The sequence below is a fragment of the Flavobacterium gyeonganense genome, from assembly GCF_029625295.1.
Classification (GTDB): Bacteria; Bacteroidota; Bacteroidia; order Flavobacteriales; family Flavobacteriaceae; genus Flavobacterium; species Flavobacterium gyeonganense.
The window spans coordinates 3,826,250-3,845,019 of sequence record NZ_CP121112.1 but is presented as its reverse complement, the minus strand read 5'-3'; the positions used below and the strand labels follow the sequence as shown (position 1 = coordinate 3,845,019).

Here is an 18,770-nt window from a genome sequence, read left to right as displayed (position 1 = left end):
AAATCAATGAATTTCAACTTCTAAATTTACTTATCCATAATCAAAATCAATTATATTTTTAATGATCCGTACAAGCACAAGCTATCCAATTTATGGAGATTTCCAGAAATATTTTTCGTTACTTTGCTACTATAAATTTGTTACTTGTTTTTATAAAATGGAAAATCTCAACGAAGAAGTACATAAAGCTTTTGAAATCATAAAAGAGGGTGGTATCATTCTTTATCCAACCGACACCGTATGGGGAATTGGCTGCGATGCCACAAATCCCGAAGCAGTTGCTAAAATATACAAACTTAAGCAACGTGCAGAAACACAAAGCATGATTGTATTAATGAATGGCGAAAAAATGATGTACAATGTTTTTAAAAATATTCCCGAAGTAGCCTGGCAAATTCTTGATTTATCTGAAAAACCAACAACTTTAATTTTAGACGAACCGCGAAATGTAGCTTCTAACATCATCGCTTCAGATAACTCTTTAGCAATACGACTTGTAAAAGAACCTTTTTGTTTTAAATTATTAGAGAGAATGAAAAAACCATTAGTCTCTACCTCTGCTAATATTTCAGGACAACCAACACCATTAGCTTTCAAAGATATTAATCCTGAAATTATAAAAGGAGTTGATTATGTCGTGGATTTGTATCGTGATAAGGTTGGCGGAAAACCTTCAACAATCATTAAATTAACAAATGATTCACAGGTAAAAGTAATCCGTAAATAATTTTCAGTTATATTGTTTTAAGAGTCTCAATCAGCAAGTCGATATCTTCTTTGGTATTGTAATGACTGAAAGAAATCCGGAGATTAGGTAATTTCAAATCGGTCTCCGAAAGTATTTCTTTTAAAACATGTGAAGGCTTTATACTTCCGGACTGACATGCGCTTCCTCTTGAAACTGCAATTCCTTTCATATCCAGGCTAAACAATAACATAGAAGTTTTATCTTCAGAAAAAGGCAAAATAATATTGATAATATTATAAAAATCTTCTTTTTTACCTACGATTCTAAAATTCGGGAAATAATTTTGAAGCTGATTTATCAAATACATTTTTAAATCCAACATATACTGCCGGTCGGTTTCAAGGTTTTCATATGAAATAGCCAAAGCTTTTGCCATTCCTGCAACCTGGTGTACAGCTTCGGTTCCTGCACGTAATCCTTTTTCCTGTTCCCCGCCAAAAAGTAAAGGCTGCAACCCTGAATTTTTTCGCACAAAAGCAAAGCCAACTCCTTTTGGCCCATGAAATTTATGAGCACTGGCCACGATAAAATCGACAGCATTTTTTTGTAAATCAATTTCAGTTTTCCCAACAGACTGAACGGTATCAGAATGAAAAAGGGCATTATACTGCTTACAGATAACACTTACTCTGTCAATATCTAAAATAACTCCTATTTCATTATTTACATGCATCAAACTTACAATTGTCTTTTTTTCTTGTGATAATAAATTAGACAAATGCGTTAAATCGATGCTGCCATCAGGATTTATAGCAACATAATCAATCTCAATATCATAATCTGACTGCAAAGCCAAAACGGTATATAAAACTGCGTGATGCTCAATTTTAGAGGTGATAATCCGCTGCACTTTCAGATCTTCTACAGCTGAACGAAGAATCCAGTTATTCGCTTCGGTACCACCTGACGTAAAAATTATTTCCTGAGCCGAACAATTAAGATATTTAGCTATATTTTTTCTGGAAAGCTCAACAATCGTTTTTGCATTTCTACCAAAACTGTGAGTAGATGACGGGTTTCCAAAATCATTCATCATAATTTTTGTCATTTCCTGAACAACTTCAGGTCGTATGGCAGTAGTAGAAGCGTTATCGAGGTATACTTTTTTCATTAACGCAAAGTTATGAAATATCAATTGTCAATTCTTAAATATCATTTGCGAAATTTTTCACTATTTTTGAACCAAATAAAATTAAGATGAAAAAATATGCCTGCCTGTTACTTTTCGCTATTATGCTTAACGGTTGCGATGACGGAGATTTAACCCCTGAAATAATTAATTTTGATGAAGTAACCCCTAAAAGTTGTGATACAGAAACTAATGAACTGATTTATAAATTAAAACCACAAGAAGCTTTTATATTACAATTGGAAGAAAACACACTTGACAATGTAGTAGGAGAAAAAACAATCTCTATCACTGAAAATGGACTTTCCCAGCTTGTTTACAGAACTTTTGACGGCGTTATTAGTAGTGCTAATATTTGTGACGCCATAAGACCCTCTTCACCAAACATCATACGAGATTCTAAAGCTAAGGGCGGAACAATAACCATTACAACCACTCCGGATATACCTGAACCAGCCGCTGACGGAAGTACAAAAATTATCGGTTTTAATCATTTAATATACATGAACAATATTAGCTATGAGATAGTTGGAGGAGTACAAGTTGATCCGAGGTCATTTCCTTTTGGCACCCTGAAGACAACAACTTATACCTCTCCAACAGTTTCATTCACAGCTAATAAAGCCGGCCAATGCAACCAAACACAACTCTATAATTATAACGCTGAAAGTTCAATGATTATTGACGCTTTAGATCCTGAATTAATTCAAAACACCGAAACTTTAGAACCTAGAAAAAGCACCATAACAGCGACTCAGAACAAAATTGTTTTCAATACTTATAAAAACGCCAGTATAACGGCTGATTATTTTTGTAAAACACCAAGACCTGCTACACCAGAAATAGACGAGACCTGGAATGCTTCTGTTAATGGTACTATAGAAGTTGTAACCACAAAAAGTGGCACACAATACATCCATGTAATTACATTAAAAAACATCGAGCTCAGCAATAGCGGAGGCTTGAAATTCAAACTGCCAAGCAGTTTTATTTTTGGCGAAATTACCACACAATAAAGATTATTTGAAACCAAATCAAAGAATATTTTTTTATTTAATTCTTACAAAAAACATCCTTTTCTAAACTAATTCTGAAAGACAATTAGAATGAAAGGGATGTTTTTTTTATGCACTTAGCAAGCTGTTCTAGTCTCAAAAAAAACTATTTATTGTTTTGCCTAAAGTAAACCTCAGTTGCACCAAGACCATACTTCTGATAGTTTGCATCCTGAAAATCTACTCCATCATACCTACCTAGTAAAAAATCAAGCTCGGCTTTTAGTATTCCTTCTCCAACGCCGTGGATAAAAACAATCTTGGGGATACGGTTTTTAATTGCAAATTCAATATGCCTTCTTGCTGTTTCGGTTTGCAAAGTAAGTATATCATAATTAGACATCCCGCGTTTATTTGGTACTAATTTTTCTATATGCAAGTCAAATTCCGGAGCCGAAATCTCACGTTTATCTTTCTTTTCTTTCACAAAACTTCGTGGTTTTGGTTCTTCTTTTTGTTTTGCAACAGAATCTAAATCAATTCTTTTAATTGATTTCATTAAGTTACTGGAATCCTGAATTTTAATCAACTCATTGACAAAAAAAGTCATCATAAATCCATCTTCTGTTTCAATCAAAACTTCATTATTTTTAACTGAAACTACTGTTCCGTTAATGGCTTCGTCCAGCACAGAAACCTTCTCTCCTTTAGTCAGCATCCTCTTGTTCTTTTTCTTGATTTTTACTTGGTGTTTTTGCACTTAGCTGCATCATGCCAAACATAAAAACTGCAATTGCAATTACTGTTACATAGATATTTTTATCTTCAGAAACCTGCTGATATAATGCAACCGAAATTGCAAGAGCCATTATTAGAATTTTAAAAGTTTTCATATTTTTAATATAAGACTTCAAAAATAAGAAACTTTAAAATAGCACTTCTATCCTATTTAAATCTTATTTGATATTTTTGTAAAGTTGTAAAAAATAAAACTTTGGATTTAGAAAAATATATGCTGCCTTGTTTTAGCAAAACCCTGTTAGGAATCGAATGTTTGGGCTGTGGATTTCAACGTGCCCTATTCTTACTTTTTCGGGGTGACTTTTTAGCAGCATTTAAGATGTATCCGGCAATCTACACAACGCTTATTTTTTTAAGTTTTGTAGCTTTACATTTTTTAAACAAAGCCAAAAATTACAACAAGTTACTTTGGATTTCCGGAATTACAAATGGCATGTTTATGATTGCCGGATATTACTACAAACATTTTTATCTTTAATTTTTCTGCAATTACTTTTTAATTTGATTCAAAATATCATTCATCATCTCAATTTGAACTTTCTGAATTTCGATTAATTCCTGTTGCTGATGCATTATCAAATGATCAATTTTATCATGAATCATTCTGATTTCAAGTTCTGATTTAAGGTTAATCATATAATCTTTTTTGGCCCGCGTGCGGTCTTTTTCTTCCTGACGATTCTGGCTCATCATAATTACCGGCGCCTGCAAAGCTGCAATGCATGACAAAATTAAATTCAGCAAAATAAATGGGTAGGGATCGAAGCCTTTATTCATTAAAATATAAACATTAGAACTAATCCAAATGACAATGAAAAGCAAAAAAGAAATAATAAATGTCCAGCTTCCGCCAAAGTCTGCTACCTTATCTGCTATTTTTTGACCAAAGCTTCTTGTTTCATCTTCATCTTCTACAATATTCACAATGGATTTATCTTCATTTAAAGAAGAAATAACACTTTTTTCAAGATTGGAAAGCGCCCCTATTTCATTACTTAAATAATCCGAAATATATTTCTGCCGATACTTGTTTAATTCCTGAAAAGAGATAAAATCACTATCACAAAACGAAGGATGATCTTTAACAATAAGACCTAAGACAGGGTCATGTATTGATTTACCTGAAACTTTCTGGGTAACAGGAAATGAAAGATTAGAAATAGCACTTTTAAAAGTAGAATCATTTTTCATTTTTACTATGTTTTACTCGCTAATTTACGCATTTAACTTCTTAACAATCTTATAAATTTCAGCCCTTAAAATTTCTTTTATTTATCACAAATAGAATGATCAATAGAAAATTTCTTTAGTGAATTCGTGCTTTTATTTACAAAAAACGCCTTACTTTTAACGTTTCAAATTATCCATTCAATTTTACAATTGTGTCAAAAGATCTTATCATACAAAATATCAAAGCTTTAAAAAGCCATTCAAACATAAATTACGGCATTAAAACTAAAACCGAAGCGTTTACCGAAAAGCTTTTTTATACCCTGTTTGATTCAAATGCAGCTTTAGATGAAAGTATTGACGAACTTGAATTCCGCTTCAAAGAAATCGCTGTTTTAGCCTGCAAAAAGCCCGAAAAATTATGCGGCTCGATGTGGGATCTTTTTCTGGAAAAACTACCAAATGTTTTAGAAAAACTAAATCAGGATGCCGAATATATTTTAGAAAATGATCCTGCCTCAAACAGTATCGACGAAGTCTATTTAGGCTATCCGGGGTTTTACGCGATTGCTATTTACAGGTTAAGCCATGAATTATACAAACTCGATTTATTATTATTTTCAAGACTGATGAGCGAATACGCCCACCGCATAACAGGAACAGACATACATGCAGGTGCCAATATTGCTTCACCTTTTTTTATAGATCACGCTACCGGAATTGTTATTGGAGAAACAACCGTAATCGAAAAATACGTAAAAATTTATCAGGGTGTTACTTTAGGCGCATTAAGTGTAAGCAAGGATATGAAAAATGCGAAACGTCATCCAACTGTCGAAAAAAATGTTTGTATTTATGCAAATGCTACCATTTTAGGCGGCGAAACCGTTATTGGCAGAAATAGTATTGTGGGAGGAAATGCCTGGGTTACAAAATCTATCCCGGCAGATTCTATAGTGCTGAATACTACTACAACCGAAGTTAAAATAAAAGAAAAAAATAGAATGAAACCACAGAAATTAATCAGCCTGATTGGCAATACCCCATTGATGGAAACTGTTAATCTGGTCAAAAATAAAAACGTAAAACTTTTATTAAAACTCGAAGGAAACAATCCGGGTGGAAGTGTAAAAGACAGAGCTGCTTACAACATGATTGCATCAGCTTTGGAAAGAGGTGATATCAAAAAAGGAGATAAATTAATTGAAGCAACAAGCGGAAATACCGGAATTGCACTGGCAATGATTGCTCAGTTATTTCAGGTTGAAATAGAATTGGTTCTTCCCGAAGACTCTACAAAAGAAAGAACACAAACCATGCGCGCTTATGGTGCAACCGTTATTTTAACACCTGCCAATGAAGGAATAATCGGTTCACGTGACTATGCTGATAAAAAAGTAGCCGAAGGCGGTTATGTAATGCTAAATCAGTTTGCAAATGACGACAACTGGAAAGCACATTATAAAACTACCGGTCCTGAAATATGGGAGGATACTGAAGGAAGTGTAACGCATTTTGTATCGGCTATGGGAACAACAGGAACTATCATTGGGACTTCATCTTATCTGAAAGAAAAAAATCCAAATGTACAGATTATTGGTGCGCAGCCTAGCGACGGATCACAAATTCCGGGAATACGCAAATGGCCACAGGAATATTTACCGAAGATTTTTGACGCTTCGAAAGTAGATACTGTTGTAGATGTAAGTGAAGAAGAAGCAAGAAAAATGACGAAAAGATTAGCATTAGAAGAAGGTGTTTTTGCCGGAATGAGTAGTGGAGGCTCTGTAGCAGTAGCCCTTAAAATTGCAGAACAATTAGAATCTGGTGTTATAGTAGCCATTATCTGCGATCGCGGTGATCGTTATTTATCTTCTGATTTATTTGATTAAAAACAAAGTATCTAAGGTTCTGAGCGACTAAGAATCTAAGTTTTTTTATTGAGCTTATAAATCTTAGCACTTCAGCATCTTGGCAAATTTAGAACCTTAAAATACACAAAATGAACTATCGCAAATTAGGTAAAACCAATTTTAATATATCCGAAATCTCACTTGGCACCTGGCAGGTTGGAGGAAAATGGGGATCAGCTTTTGACAACAAAACTGCAGACGAACTTTTGAATACAGCAATTGATAATGGTGTTAACTTTATTGATACAGCAGATGTTTATGAAAATGGTTTAAGTGAAACTGCTGTAGGAAGGGTTATACGTTCGAGATCTGAGCGTATTTACGTGGCTACAAAATGCGGGCGTCATATTAATCCGCATGTAAGCGAGGGATATCAGCCAAAAGTGCTTCAAAAATACGTTGAAGACAGCTTACAAAGATTAGGATTAGAAACAATAGATTTAATTCAGTTACACTGCCCTCCTACTGAGGTTTTCTATCGTCCTGAAATTTTTGAACTATTTGATCGTCTTAAAGAGCAGGGGAAAATTTTAAATCTTGGTGTTAGCGTTGAAAAAGTAGAAGAAGCCTTGAAAGCAATCGAATATTCGAACGTTACCACAGTACAGATTATTTTTAATTTATTTCGTCAGCGACCTTCACAATTATTCTTTTCTGAAGCAAGAAAAAAAGATATCGGCATCATTGCGAGAGTTCCTCTGGCAAGTGGGCTTTTAACCGGTAAATTTGATACAAAAACAACTTTCGAACCACAAGATCATCGAAATTTCAACAGAAACGGAGATGCTTTTGACAAAGGAGAAACTTTCTCCGGTATTGATTATGAATTAGGTCTGAAAGCTGTTGAGAAATTAAAAGAATTATTTCCTGATACTTCAAATTTGGCACCATATGCTTTACAATGGATTTTGAGTTTTGAAGACATAAGCTGTATTATTCCGGGAGCTTCTAACGAAAGTCATGTATTATCCAATTTATCTGTTTATGATTTGCCTAAATTATCCTCAGAAAAAATTGAAGCAATGAATAAAGTTTATGACGAATATATAAAACCTTCTGTGCATCAGTTGTGGTAACTCTTTTAAAAAAACTGTGACATTATAACACATAAGTTTCTAAGATTTTGAAGAAGAATCTTAGAAACTTTTTCATGAATGCGCAACCCTTTTATAATCAGAGCATCTTATCAATAAACTACTCTAAAATCATTAACCATGAAAAAATTAAGCATTATTGTATTTATTGTTTGCTTTGTAACTGCTTCCTGCAGTAGTGAAGAAGAAATCCAAAAAGAAGATACCCAAAAATTAGAAGCAATGTACAATGAGATTGTTTCTCTTTCTTTATCCAACTCTCAGCCTTGTACAAATTCTCAAGAATGGGATTTTGCCCCAATTGGCTCTAAAGCTTGCGGCGGCCATGCTGGCTATATTGTATATTCTAAAAAAATTGATATTGATGCTTTTTTAGCAAAAATAAAAGAATACACTAAAGCACAAAGCAATTACAATACAAAATGGGGCATTATATCTGATTGTAGCATTACGATAAGACCTGCCGGAGTAGAATGTTTGGATGGAAAACCAAAATTAAGCTATAAAAACCCTTCAGCAGCAAAAACTACATTTTAATATTTTAAGATTAAGTAAAAAGTTCAAATTTAGTTTTCCTACCTTCGATTTTTACATAAGGATATTAAAATGCTTAAAAAATCAAATTTTAAAGAGTGGTTCAATCGTTACAAATACGCTGAATTGGCAAGTACAACTGCCGCACTTACTACCTCGCTTTTTAGTAAAGTCTATAGCGGTTTAACAACAGCTTATTTGATTACGTTTGCTGAATATCTGGCTTTTTACAGTGTGATTTTATTTTCTTCTTATAAAAAATTAGTAAATCAAAATACAGTTTTAGGAAAAAAAACTTCTCCTTCGGAAAATCTTAAACTTTTAAAAAATTTAATTTTAGAGTTTGGATACCCCGCTTTTTTGGACTTTTTAATAATTCGTCCTTTTTGTATGTACTGGATGCCGATACTTTTCGGGAATTATTTCTTCGGAATTATTTTCGGAAAAATTTCTGCTGATTTGTGTTTCTATTTTTTTACAATTATCAATTATGAATTAATCAAAAAAAAATAATCAACAATTTTCAAATACAATTTTAAACTCGGCACCTTTGTTTGTTCCTTCACTGGAAGCTGTTAATTTCCCCTTATTTCTTTCGATGATTTTTTTACATAAGTATAAACCAATCCCTGTTGAAGATTCATTGGCGGTTCCAAGTCGGCTCATTTTTGTAAATTTCTTGAATAGCTCTTCAATCTGATGCTGACTGAAACCTATTCCATTATCAGAAACCGTTATAATCAGGGAACTACGTTCAGTAAATATTCTTAATTTAATTTCGCTGTCAAAATAAGAGAACTTAACCGCATTGCTAATCAAATTTACTAAAACCTGAATTAATAATCCCTCATCAATTTTAAGCTTAGTTTCTTCAGTTTCAACACTCACATTTAGACTAATATTCTTATCTATAAGACGCTGTTCTACCTGTTCGTTGACAAAATCCAATACATCTGGAAAAGATATTTTTTTTAGCTCCGGATTTATTTTAGGAACCTGATCCTGTTCCGCCAGTAATTTGATGAAATTTTCTATATATCTGAATTGCAGATTTGTTGATTCACAAATCAACTCGGCCAAATCCTTTATTGCCTCAGATGGTTTTTCTTCTATAATGAGTTTCGCAAGTCCCTGAGGATTTCCTGCAAAGTTTTTCAAGTCATGTGAAAGCATATAAATCAAATCCTGTTTTTCATTTATAAAACTTTCGGCTTCAAATATAGATTCCTGAATATTACTCATTAACAGACCGGCTTCATCAGTATATTCTGTAGGCAAAACCGATAATTTTCTTTGATTTCTGTAGTCATCCAATGATTTTGAAGCTACAGCAATTGGTTTAATCAGCTGGTTTAAAACCAGTAGGGTAATTCCAGTTGCAAGCAAGGTCATAATTAATGAAAAAATTAAAACCGATGTCGCCGGAATCACTGTGTCGAAATATAAAGCAAAAAACAAAATTCCGATTAAAGGAATATGAATACCTATAAAAGCAACAAACAGAAATTTCAATGCATAACTTTTTTTTAAAAAGCTAATTTTCGAAAGATTATGATACAACTTCATACGAAATAACAATTACTTAGACTTAAATTGGGGCTATCGAAGCATTTGATGCAACAAAGTTAGCTTTAAAAGCTGATTTAGAGATGCAAATTATAGAATTTGATAAAATATTTTAAAAATTAAATTTATAAAAGTTTACAAACCCTTATTTTTGCGCTATGGGAAGAAAAAATACAGATAAAGTCGTCTTTCATCAAATACAAGTTCTTGATGCAGGCGCAAAAGGCGTATCAGTTGCAAAAGCACCAGACGGAAAAGTAATCTTCATACCGAATGTAGTTCCGGGCGATGTGGTTGATGTGCAAACTTTTAAAAAAGAAAAGCTTATTACGAGGGAAAAGCTGTTAAATTTCATGAATTATCAGAACACCGTGTAGATCCGATTTGCGAACATTTTGGTGTTTGCGGCGGATGTAAGTGGCAAAATATGAAATACGGCCAACAGCTGTATTATAAACAAAATGAAGTAAAAAACCATCTCCAAAGGATAGGAAAAATTGACTTACCTGAATTTGAAGATATTTTAGGTTCTGAGAAACAGTTTTTCTATAGAAATAAAATGGAATTTTCTTTTTCGAACAGCCGCTGGCTAACCGAAAAAGAGATAGAAAGTACTGAAGATTTAGGAAATAGAAATGCTTTAGGTTTTCATATTCCTAAAATGTGGGACAAAATTCTGGATATTACAAAATGTCATTTACAGGAAGACCCTTCAAATGCAATTCGCAATGAAATCAGAGCATTTGCAAACGAAAATAATTTAACATTCTTTAATCCAAGAGAACATTCAGGTTTATTGAGAACTTTTATGATTCGTACTGCTTCGACAGGTGAAATCATGGTTTTGATACAGTTTTTCGAAAATGACGAAGCTGGTCGTGAATTAATTCTGGATCATCTCTACGAAAAATTTCCACAAATTACTTCTTTGCAATACGTGGTCAATTCAAAACAAAATGATACTATTTACGATCAGGATATAAAGCTTTACAAAGGAAGAGATTATATTCTGGAAGAAATGGAAGGATTAAAGTTTAGTATTAATGCTAAATCATTTTACCAGACCAATTCAGATCAGGCCTACGAATTATACAAAATAACCAGGGATTTTGCAGGACTTTCAGGCAACGAAACTGTTTATGATTTATACACCGGAACTGGGACTATTGCACAATTTGTATCCAGAAAAGCAAAAAAAGTAATTGGTGTAGAAAGTGTTCCTGAAGCAATTTTAGATGCTAAGGCAAATGCTGAGCGCAATAATATTACGAATTGTGAGTTTTTTGTTGGTGACATGAAAGTTGTATTTAATGAAGCCTTTATCGCCCAGCATGGCAAACCTGATGTAATTATTACAGATCCGCCTAGAGACGGAATGCATAAGGATGTTATTGAACAAATTTTAAAGATTGCTCCTAAGAAAGTAGTGTATGTAAGCTGTAACTCTGCAACTCAGGCAAGGGATCTGGCTTTAATGGATGAAAAATACAAAGTAACACGCGTTCGTCCGGTAGACATGTTTCCGCAGACACATCATGTCGAAAATGTTGTACTTTTAGAACTTCGATAACACAATTATAAATGAAAAAAATACTGTATTTTTTATTGGTCTTAACATTTGGATTATCCAGTTGTGAAAAAGATGATATTTGTGATGCAAATACCCCCACAACACCAAGAATGTTGATTTCTTTTTTCTATGCCGACCGACCAGCAGTTGTAAAAAATGTAACTCGCCTGAAAGTACAGGGAGACAATGTAGAAAATGGAATTGTTTTTAACGAAACCGCTACAACTGATGATATAAAATACACCACTAGTGCGAATCAGGTTTTAATTCCATTAGACCCTACAAAAGATGCTGTCACTTATAGTTTTATATCTAATTTCAGCACCGCAAATCCTGGTTTAAGCAATACAGATATGCTAACATTTAACTATTCACGAAAAAATGTATATGTCTCAAGAGCATGCGGTTTTAAAACCATATACACTTTAACTTCAATTCAACGTGCAGGAAATGAAGATGCAAGTAACTACTGGATAAGTAACATTAGTTTATTTAATCCTAATGTCGAATTAGAAAATGAAACACATGTCAAAATATTTTTTAGTATTTGCTTATTCTTCACAGTAGTATTTCTTGGGCAGGCTCAGGAAATAGCTAATGATACAATTAAAAAAGAAATAAGCGCGACAAAACCAAAACCTAATAAAGTTCAGGTTGTTGCAGAAACCACAACAGACAGTGTTCCTGTAAAAAAAGACCGCTACGGTTTACGGGTAGGTGTTGATTTGTATAAACTTACCAGAGGTTTTTACGACAAAGACTATAAAGGAGTCGAGTTTGTGGGTGATTTTCGCCTTACTAAAAAATATTACATAGCCGCCGAACTCGGTATAGAAGATAAAACAACTGATGATGACCGATTAAATTCAACAGCAACAGGAACTTACATAAAAGGAGGTTTTGACTACAACTTGTATAATAACTGGCTGGATATGGAAAATCTTATATCAGTAGGTTTACGAGGTGGTTTTAGTACATTTAGCCAGGAACTCAACAGCTACAAAATTTATAGTCCTGATAAATATTGGGGAGAAACTCCAGTGATTACTGATGCTAAAAAATATACTGGTTTAACAGCTGCATGGGCCGAAGTTGCTGTTGGAATGAAAGCTAAGGTTTTTAATAACCTTTTTGTAGGATTCGGGGTCCAGTTAAAATTGCTCTTAGCCAACAAAGAACCTGAGGATTTTGAAAACCTTTATATTCCTGGATTTAACAGAACTTATGATGGAAGTTTCGGAGTTGGATTTAATTATACTGTTTCCTATTTTATTCCTCTTTATAAAAAGCAGGTAACAATTCCTGGAGCAGAAAAAAAAGCTTCTAAAAAATAATTTTTTATGCTATTTTGTTAAAAAAGCCATTGATTGTGAATCAAATAACATTCAGAATCAATGGCTTTAATTTACTTAGAATTCGATAACTATCTATCCAATTTCCCTAATTCCTTTTATGAAAATCCATTTCATGAAAAGCTTTTCACCATCTTTCGTCTTTAATGCTTTAAACTGAGGAGCTATCAAAGTAGCAACAATAAAAGCAGTCATCGGAATCCATATTCCAGTTAATCCTGAATATTCTGCAATTATAAATCTTCCAAGAATAAATAAAATTGCGAAGCATCCTAATTGATACAAAAAAGCTCGTACTTGTAATTTTGTCATTTTTTTAAAGTTGCTAAGATTCTGAGATAGTAATGTTCTAAGTTTTTTTTAAACAACCTAAAATTCAAAATCTTAAATTTAATTTTCTTTTTTAATCTTATTGATAAATACTCAGTCACTAGAAAATTAGTGTCTTAGTACCTTAGAACCTTTACACTTGAAATTTAGTTCTCTTACTTCCTTCGTACATTTCGTATTTGACCAGACGGGCTTCAAGACTTCCATTAAAGAGCTTGATTTTTCTTGAAGGCTTTAATCCAACAAATTTCAAGGCTTCAAGATTTGCTGTAATAAACCAGGCATTTGTACCCGGATAATTTTTCTTTAAAGTATCGCCGATATTAGCATAAAATCTTTCCATATGAATATCCAGACGCTCATCATAAGGCGGATTGAATACAATATGCAGTTTTCCTTCAACTGCTTTTTCAGTATCAAAAAAGTTGTCTTCAGAAATCGTTACATAATCTTCAAGATTTGCATTTCTGATATTGTCTTTGGCCTTGTTCACTGCACTTGGTGCTTTATCAAAACCTTGAATTGTATAATGAAATTCTCTTGTTTTTTTCATCAGACTATCGACAATTTTATCAAACAATTCATTGTCCCAGTCTTTCCATTTTTCAAAAGCAAATTCTTTTCTGTTGATGTTAGCCGGAATATTGCAGGCAATCATTGCAGCTTCAGCCAAAAAGGTTCCAGAACCGCACATTGGATCTAAAAAGTGACTTTGACCATCCCAGCCTGACAACAAAAGAATTCCTGCAGCCAAAACTTCATTAATAGGCGCAATATTAGTAGCTGTTCTGTAGCCACGCTGATGGAGTGAATTTCCTGAAGTATCCAAAGCTACCGAAACCTGATCTTTATCAATATGAACATTAATTCGTAAATCAGGATGCTGTTTATCAATACTTGGACGCTGTCCTGTTCTTTCCCTAAACTGATCTACAATGGCATCTTTACATTTTTGAGAAACAAACTCAGAATGGTTAAAATAAGTAGAATGAACCGTAGCATCAATTACAAAAGTCTGATTGGCATTCAGTAATTTCGACCAGTTTACACCAGAAATTCCTTTGTACAATGCCTGCTCATTATTAGCTCTGAATGAATAAATTGGCTTTAAAACCTTAAGGGCTGTTCTGAGTGACAAATTGGCTTTGTACATAAAGCCTTTATCACCCTTAAAACTTACCATCCTTACCCCTTTTTCAATTTCCTGGGCACCAAGATCACGCAATTCTTTTTCTAATATTTCTTCAAAACCAAAAAAACATTTGGCAATCATTCTAAAATTTTCTTCCATCTTTATTTTTGTTTAAAAAAAACTCCGATCGAATACGCATATCTGATTATTCAGGTATAGTCACGAAATAGTTATTTTTCGGCAAAAATACACTAAATTTGCCGGACTTTGAATTAATTGAATTAGAATAAATGTCTGAAGCGCCTAACCCATCAACACCTAATCAGGACCGTAACACCGAAAATTGGTTTACATCATGGTTTGATACTCCGTATTATCATATTTTGTATAAAGACAGAAATTATAGAGAAGCTCAGATTTTTATGGACAACCTTACCCATTATCTAAACTTGCCCGAAAAAGCAAAAGTATTGGATTTAGCATGTGGAAAAGGACGTCATTCTATTTATTTAAACCAACTAGGTTTTACTGTTTTAGGCGCTGATTTATCTGAAAATAGCATTGCCGAAGCCAGTAAAAACAGCAATGAAACCCTGCATTTTAAAGTTCACGATATGCGTGAACCATTTGAGGAAAAATTTGACGCCATTTTCAATCTGTTTACTAGTTTTGGTTATTTCGAAAATGACGATGATAATCTAACCACTTTAAAAGCAATCAAAGAAAGTTTATCTGAATATGGTTTTGCCGTAATTGATTTTATGAACGTAAATCAGGTTATTGAAACTTTGGTTCCCGAAGAAGTAAAAACGGTTGATGGAATTGATTTCAACATCAAAAGATATGTAGAAGACGGACATATTTTTAAGGAAATTGATTTTGAAGATCAGGGCAAAAAATACCATTTTACAGAAAAAGTAAAAGCACTCACCTTGCAGAATTTTCAGGATTTGATGGATGAAGCCGGTATTTATCTTTTAGATATTTTTGGCGATTACAAACTCAAAAAATTCCATAAAACCGAAAGTGAAAGATTAATCATGATTTTTAAATAATTTGGTAAATCAGCAAATGAACTATTTATTACCCTTATTTTCTGTACTTTTAGGTTATACATTGGCTTTGTTTATAAAACCAAAAAACAAAACCAGTCTTAAATTATTACTTGCTTTTAGCGGATCATTTCTACTATCGCTAACCGTGATGCATCTTTTACCTGAAGTTTACGAAGCACATAATCATAATATTGGTTTATTCATTATGGTCGGGATTTTATTTCAGATCATTCTTGAGTTTTTCTCAAAAGGCGCAGAACACGGACACGTGCACGGGCATGCAAAAATGTCTCAGATTCCGTGGCTGCTTTTCATAAGTCTTTGTATTCATGCATTTCTGGAAGGTTTTCCTGTAAGCCATCATCATGGTTTGGCCATCGGAATTGCAATTCATCATTTGCCGATTGCCGTGATTTTAACAACATTTTTCATCAACGCCGATTTAAACAAAAAAGCTGTTTTCGCTTTCATGCTGACTTTCGCTATCATGACTCCACTAGGAACTGTCGCTTCTGAATTTTTACCCATTTTAAACGAATATTACACCGAAATAACTGCAATCGTAATTGGAATATTATTCCATATTTCATCGACTATTATTTTCGAAAGCAGTGAAGGACACAAATTCAATGTTGCCAAAGTCTCCATGATTGTTCTCGGAATCTTTTTGGCTTTCTTTCTTTAATTAGTGAATTAGAAAATTTGTTAATTATAAAATTATTTACATTGACTGATAATATCTAATCATTTTTTAAGGCCTCCAAAACTTTATCTAATTACCTAATTGACACATTATCTAATTATATACTGTTGTTTGTGTGAGGGATAGCAGCAAACTACCGAAGTAGTGCGGATAGCCCGACCGCATTTACAAAAGGTGCACATAAGCGGTTTGTTAAATAGCGCCTTTTGTAAATGTGGTCACACCCAAAATTATAAAAATGACTAATTTCCTCTAATTTTAATTCCCCGTTCTTTTCTTCTCTTCTTCATTACCAGAATTATGTTCCTTTATATTGATCTTTTTATTTCCAAAATTGTAAACTAAAGATAAACGGGCAAACCTATTGCTTTCCTTTTGACTATAGACCTGCTTTACACCATTTACAACAGAAACATCATCTTTTAAATAAGACGTGTCGAAAATATCATTTATCAAAAAAGAAAACTGCAGTGCTTTGTTTAATAAATCCTGCCTAAAACCAATATTCAAACTAGACGTATATCCTGTTTCGTATAAACCGCTTTTGTAAGGCGTTGTATAATTGAAATCTAGTTGTAATGTAGTTGTTTTACCTAACGAGAAGGTATTATTTGTTGAAAAATAAATCTGAAGCCCATTTACCGGTGTTGCATTGATATTGTTTACAAATTTAATATCTGACCCTAAAAAATACACTGAATTTTCACTCTGCCACCAATCAGCAAAACGGGCTGAATAGATTTCACCTACCCCATAAGTAATTCCTTTAAAATAATTTTCTCTCGTTATTACCTGCGTCAATGTTTCCGGATTTGCATTGAATATTACGCCATACCCATCTGTAATAGAATTTAAAAAAACACTGGTTTTCAATATTTTTTTATAAGAATGTGCAAACTCGAAATTGTCACTAAATGAAGGTTTCAAAAATGGATTTCCTTCAGAATAGCTATTACTGCTGATGTAAATTCGAAACGGATTCAAAAGCGAAAAACCTGGTCTTCTGATTCTTCTTCCATAATTCAGACTAAAATTGTTGCTTTCATTCCTCTCATACGAAGCATAAAATGTTGGAAACAGTTTAAAATAATTGTTTACCGTTTCCTGATTTAGCGTTTTTGAAAAACCATTTGTTTGTGTATTTTCTAATCGCAAACCTAGTTGAAAATTCCATTTTTCATTCACTTTTTTGTCTCCGCTAATATAAACTGCCTGATTATTTTCAGTATATTTAAACTGATTGGACTGGTTGGTATCTAATTCAGGAGTTCCGGTAATCGTATTAAAGAAAACAACATCGCTATTACTGGTTGTGAAACTTACTTTTGCTCCATACGATAAGTTTAGGAATTGAAGCGGATGTTCCATATCAGTCTTGAAACTCACATTGTCAATGTCCTGATTCGAAATATTTTGTCCTGACTGATTTACACCAACAAAGGTTCCGTCTGGTGCATAATTATTTGCTGTAAAATCTCTGTCGAATTTTGAATTATAATTAAAGTAATCGATATCAAATGATAATTTTCGATTTTGGGAATCTAATTTTGTAATTAAATGCAGATTATAAGTCTTATTACCAGATTTTCTGTCTAAAGGACTCTTGTTGATTATATAACTCTCTAATTCATTTTGAGTATTATATTTATCAATCCTAATATCCGAGTCAAAATCCGGATTGCTTTTATCCTTTAAAAATTGGAAGCCAATTGTTGTATTTTCTGAAAAATCATAGTCAAAAGCTATTTTTCCGGAAAGGTTATCTTCATTTAATTTTGTCATTACATCCATTTTTGTAGTTCCTTCAGTAAAATACATATCCAGTTTTTCATTAATATATTTATAACCCGTTTTCCCATTGAGACTAGCCGAAAATCGAAATTTATTTTTATTATAAAAGAAATTATCCCTGAGCGAAAAAATTCCGTATTTACTTTGATCATAGGAAGCTGTGATTGTATTTTTCCAGGAATTACGAGCGCCTTTTTTCATCACAATATTAATCAGTCCGCCGTTTCCTTCCGCTTCATATTTCGACAAAGGATTACTAATAATTTCAATGTTCTTAATATCACTCGCAGAAATAGATTTCAGTAAATTATTCAGTTCCTCACCAGTTAATTCAATCATTCTTCCGTCCATCATGACCCGGGAAGTTCCTTTTCCTAATATATTGATAGCATTATTTTGTACCACAACACCCGGTGCTGTATTTATTGCGCTCAAGGCATCGCCTCCAACTGTGTTTGTATTATTCTCAGGATTATAAACCAGGCGGTCTATTTTTTGTTCAATCGTATTTTTTCTGGACTGAATGATAACTTCTCCCAATTTTGTTGCATTTTCTATTAATATAATTATTCCAAGATCAGTATCTTTTTCAACAATAATTTCATTTTTGTAATCTGTAAATCCTAAAAGACTGACTTCTATTTTATAAGAGCCTTTTTTAAGATCAATTTCGAAAGTTCCGTCTTGTTTACTTGTTGTTCTGCCTATTATTTTTCCTTCTGAATCAGATACTGAAATATCTGCCCATTCCAGTAAAGTTGTTTCACTGGATATTTTACCTCTTAATTTTATTGATTGTGCTAAACAAAATAATGGCAATACTAAAAAGATAAGGAGGTTTGTTTTTTTCATGATTTCTAATTTTTTCAACTTGTTCAATTAATATG

The 18,770-nt window shown here is 33.0% G+C and carries 18 protein-coding genes and 2 pseudogenes; 12 read left to right on the top strand and 8 right to left on the bottom strand.

The features are described 5' to 3' along the window. The first annotated feature begins 157 nt into the window (after positions 1-157). A complete protein-coding gene (locus tag P5P89_RS16510) occupies positions 158-727 on the top strand; it encodes an L-threonylcarbamoyladenylate synthase (protein ID WP_278009310.1) in 570 nt (189 codons plus the stop codon). Positions 728-734: 7 nt separating this feature from the next. On the opposite strand, the gene P5P89_RS16505 is transcribed toward P5P89_RS16510, so the two are convergent. Next, positions 735-1,859: a cysteine desulfurase family protein gene (locus P5P89_RS16505; RefSeq protein WP_278009309.1), complete on the bottom strand. Its 1,125-nt coding sequence runs from the start codon at positions 1,857-1,859 to the stop codon at positions 735-737. 86 nt (positions 1,860-1,945) lie between these two features. On the opposite strand from P5P89_RS16505, the gene P5P89_RS16500 reads away from it, so the two are divergent. Further along, entirely contained in the window at positions 1,946-2,893 is a 948-nt protein-coding gene (locus P5P89_RS16500) for a hypothetical protein (RefSeq protein WP_278009308.1), read from the top strand. A gap of 145 nt (positions 2,894-3,038) precedes the next feature. Here P5P89_RS16500 and P5P89_RS16495 read toward each other — a convergent pair whose 3' ends face one another. Further along, a complete protein-coding gene (locus tag P5P89_RS16495; protein WP_278009307.1) occupies positions 3,039-3,590 on the bottom strand; it encodes a Smr/MutS family protein in 552 nt (183 codons plus the stop codon). Then, a complete protein-coding gene (locus tag P5P89_RS16490; RefSeq protein WP_278009306.1) occupies positions 3,580-3,765 on the bottom strand; it encodes a hypothetical protein in 186 nt (61 codons plus the stop codon). The genes P5P89_RS16495 and P5P89_RS16490 overlap by 11 nt, the downstream gene beginning before the upstream one ends. A gap of 101 nt (positions 3,766-3,866) precedes the next feature. Between P5P89_RS16490 and P5P89_RS16485 the strand changes: the two genes are divergently transcribed. After that, positions 3,867-4,151 (top strand): DUF2752 domain-containing protein, encoded by a 285-nt coding sequence (locus P5P89_RS16485; RefSeq protein WP_278009305.1) that lies wholly within the window; start codon positions 3,867-3,869, stop codon positions 4,149-4,151. 11 nt (positions 4,152-4,162) lie between these two features. On the opposite strand, the gene P5P89_RS16480 is transcribed toward P5P89_RS16485, so the two are convergent. Further along, positions 4,163-4,864 carry a DUF1003 domain-containing protein gene (locus P5P89_RS16480; RefSeq protein ID WP_278009304.1) on the bottom strand — a complete coding sequence of 234 codons (702 nt, stop codon included), beginning with the start codon at positions 4,862-4,864 and terminating at the stop codon, positions 4,163-4,165. 191 nt (positions 4,865-5,055) lie between these two features. On the opposite strand from P5P89_RS16480, the pseudogene epsC reads away from it, so the two are divergent. The 5 genes and pseudogenes from epsC to P5P89_RS16455 form a co-directional block, all read left to right on the top strand. Further along, positions 5,056-5,841: pseudogene (gene epsC, locus P5P89_RS16475) on the top strand (serine O-acetyltransferase EpsC); the annotation flags it as partial. Between the two features lie 6 nt (positions 5,842-5,847). Beyond that, positions 5,848-6,735: a cysteine synthase CysM gene (cysM, locus tag P5P89_RS16470; RefSeq protein WP_278012030.1), complete on the top strand. Its 888-nt coding sequence runs from the start codon at positions 5,848-5,850 to the stop codon at positions 6,733-6,735. Positions 6,736-6,845: 110 nt separating this feature from the next. Further along, a complete protein-coding gene (locus tag P5P89_RS16465; RefSeq protein ID WP_278009303.1) occupies positions 6,846-7,832 on the top strand; it encodes an aldo/keto reductase in 987 nt (328 codons plus the stop codon). Between the two features lie 138 nt (positions 7,833-7,970). Then, positions 7,971-8,387 (top strand): hypothetical protein, encoded by a 417-nt coding sequence (locus P5P89_RS16460; RefSeq protein ID WP_278009302.1) that lies wholly within the window; start codon positions 7,971-7,973, stop codon positions 8,385-8,387. A 69-nt stretch (positions 8,388-8,456) separates the two neighbouring features. Further along, positions 8,457-8,897 (top strand): hypothetical protein, encoded by a 441-nt coding sequence (locus tag P5P89_RS16455; RefSeq protein ID WP_278009301.1) that lies wholly within the window; start codon positions 8,457-8,459, stop codon positions 8,895-8,897. Here P5P89_RS16455 and P5P89_RS16450 read toward each other — a convergent pair whose 3' ends face one another. Further along, positions 8,898-9,896, bottom strand: coding sequence for a sensor histidine kinase (locus tag P5P89_RS16450; protein ID WP_278009300.1), 999 nt, complete (start codon positions 9,894-9,896; stop codon positions 8,898-8,900). It abuts the gene before it with no gap. Between the two features lie 212 nt (positions 9,897-10,108). On the opposite strand from P5P89_RS16450, the pseudogene rlmD reads away from it, so the two are divergent. Further along, a pseudogene (rlmD, locus tag P5P89_RS16445) lies at positions 10,109-11,520 on the top strand (23S rRNA (uracil(1939)-C(5))-methyltransferase RlmD). Positions 11,521-11,531: 11 nt separating this feature from the next. After that, a complete protein-coding gene (locus tag P5P89_RS21700; RefSeq protein ID WP_340696486.1) occupies positions 11,532-12,854 on the top strand; it encodes a DUF6048 family protein in 1,323 nt (440 codons plus the stop codon). A gap of 93 nt (positions 12,855-12,947) precedes the next feature. Here P5P89_RS21700 and P5P89_RS16430 read toward each other — a convergent pair whose 3' ends face one another. Together P5P89_RS16430 and P5P89_RS16425 are read right to left on the bottom strand one after the other, a co-directional pair. Then, positions 12,948-13,184: a hypothetical protein gene (locus P5P89_RS16430; protein ID WP_278009299.1), complete on the bottom strand. Its 237-nt coding sequence runs from the start codon at positions 13,182-13,184 to the stop codon at positions 12,948-12,950. Between the two features lie 151 nt (positions 13,185-13,335). Next, the gene (locus tag P5P89_RS16425; protein ID WP_278009298.1) at positions 13,336-14,493 is read right to left on the bottom strand and encodes a THUMP domain-containing class I SAM-dependent RNA methyltransferase; all 1,158 of its coding nucleotides are present in this window, start codon (positions 14,491-14,493) and stop codon (positions 13,336-13,338) included. Positions 14,494-14,624: 131 nt separating this feature from the next. On the opposite strand from P5P89_RS16425, the gene P5P89_RS16420 reads away from it, so the two are divergent. Both P5P89_RS16420 and P5P89_RS16415 read left to right on the top strand, forming a co-directional pair. After that, complete coding sequence (locus tag P5P89_RS16420) at positions 14,625-15,389, top strand: class I SAM-dependent methyltransferase (protein WP_278009297.1); 765 nt, start codon at positions 14,625-14,627, stop codon at positions 15,387-15,389. A 16-nt stretch (positions 15,390-15,405) separates the two neighbouring features. Beyond that, entirely contained in the window at positions 15,406-16,074 is a 669-nt protein-coding gene (locus P5P89_RS16415; protein WP_278009296.1) for a ZIP family metal transporter, read from the top strand. Positions 16,075-16,350: 276 nt separating this feature from the next. Here the strand turns inward: P5P89_RS16415 and P5P89_RS16410 are convergent, their stop codons facing one another. Continuing rightward, positions 16,351-18,735, bottom strand: a complete 2,385-nt coding sequence (locus tag P5P89_RS16410) for a TonB-dependent receptor (protein ID WP_278009295.1) — start codon at positions 18,733-18,735, stop codon at positions 16,351-16,353. Positions 18,736-18,770 lie beyond the last annotated feature (35 nt).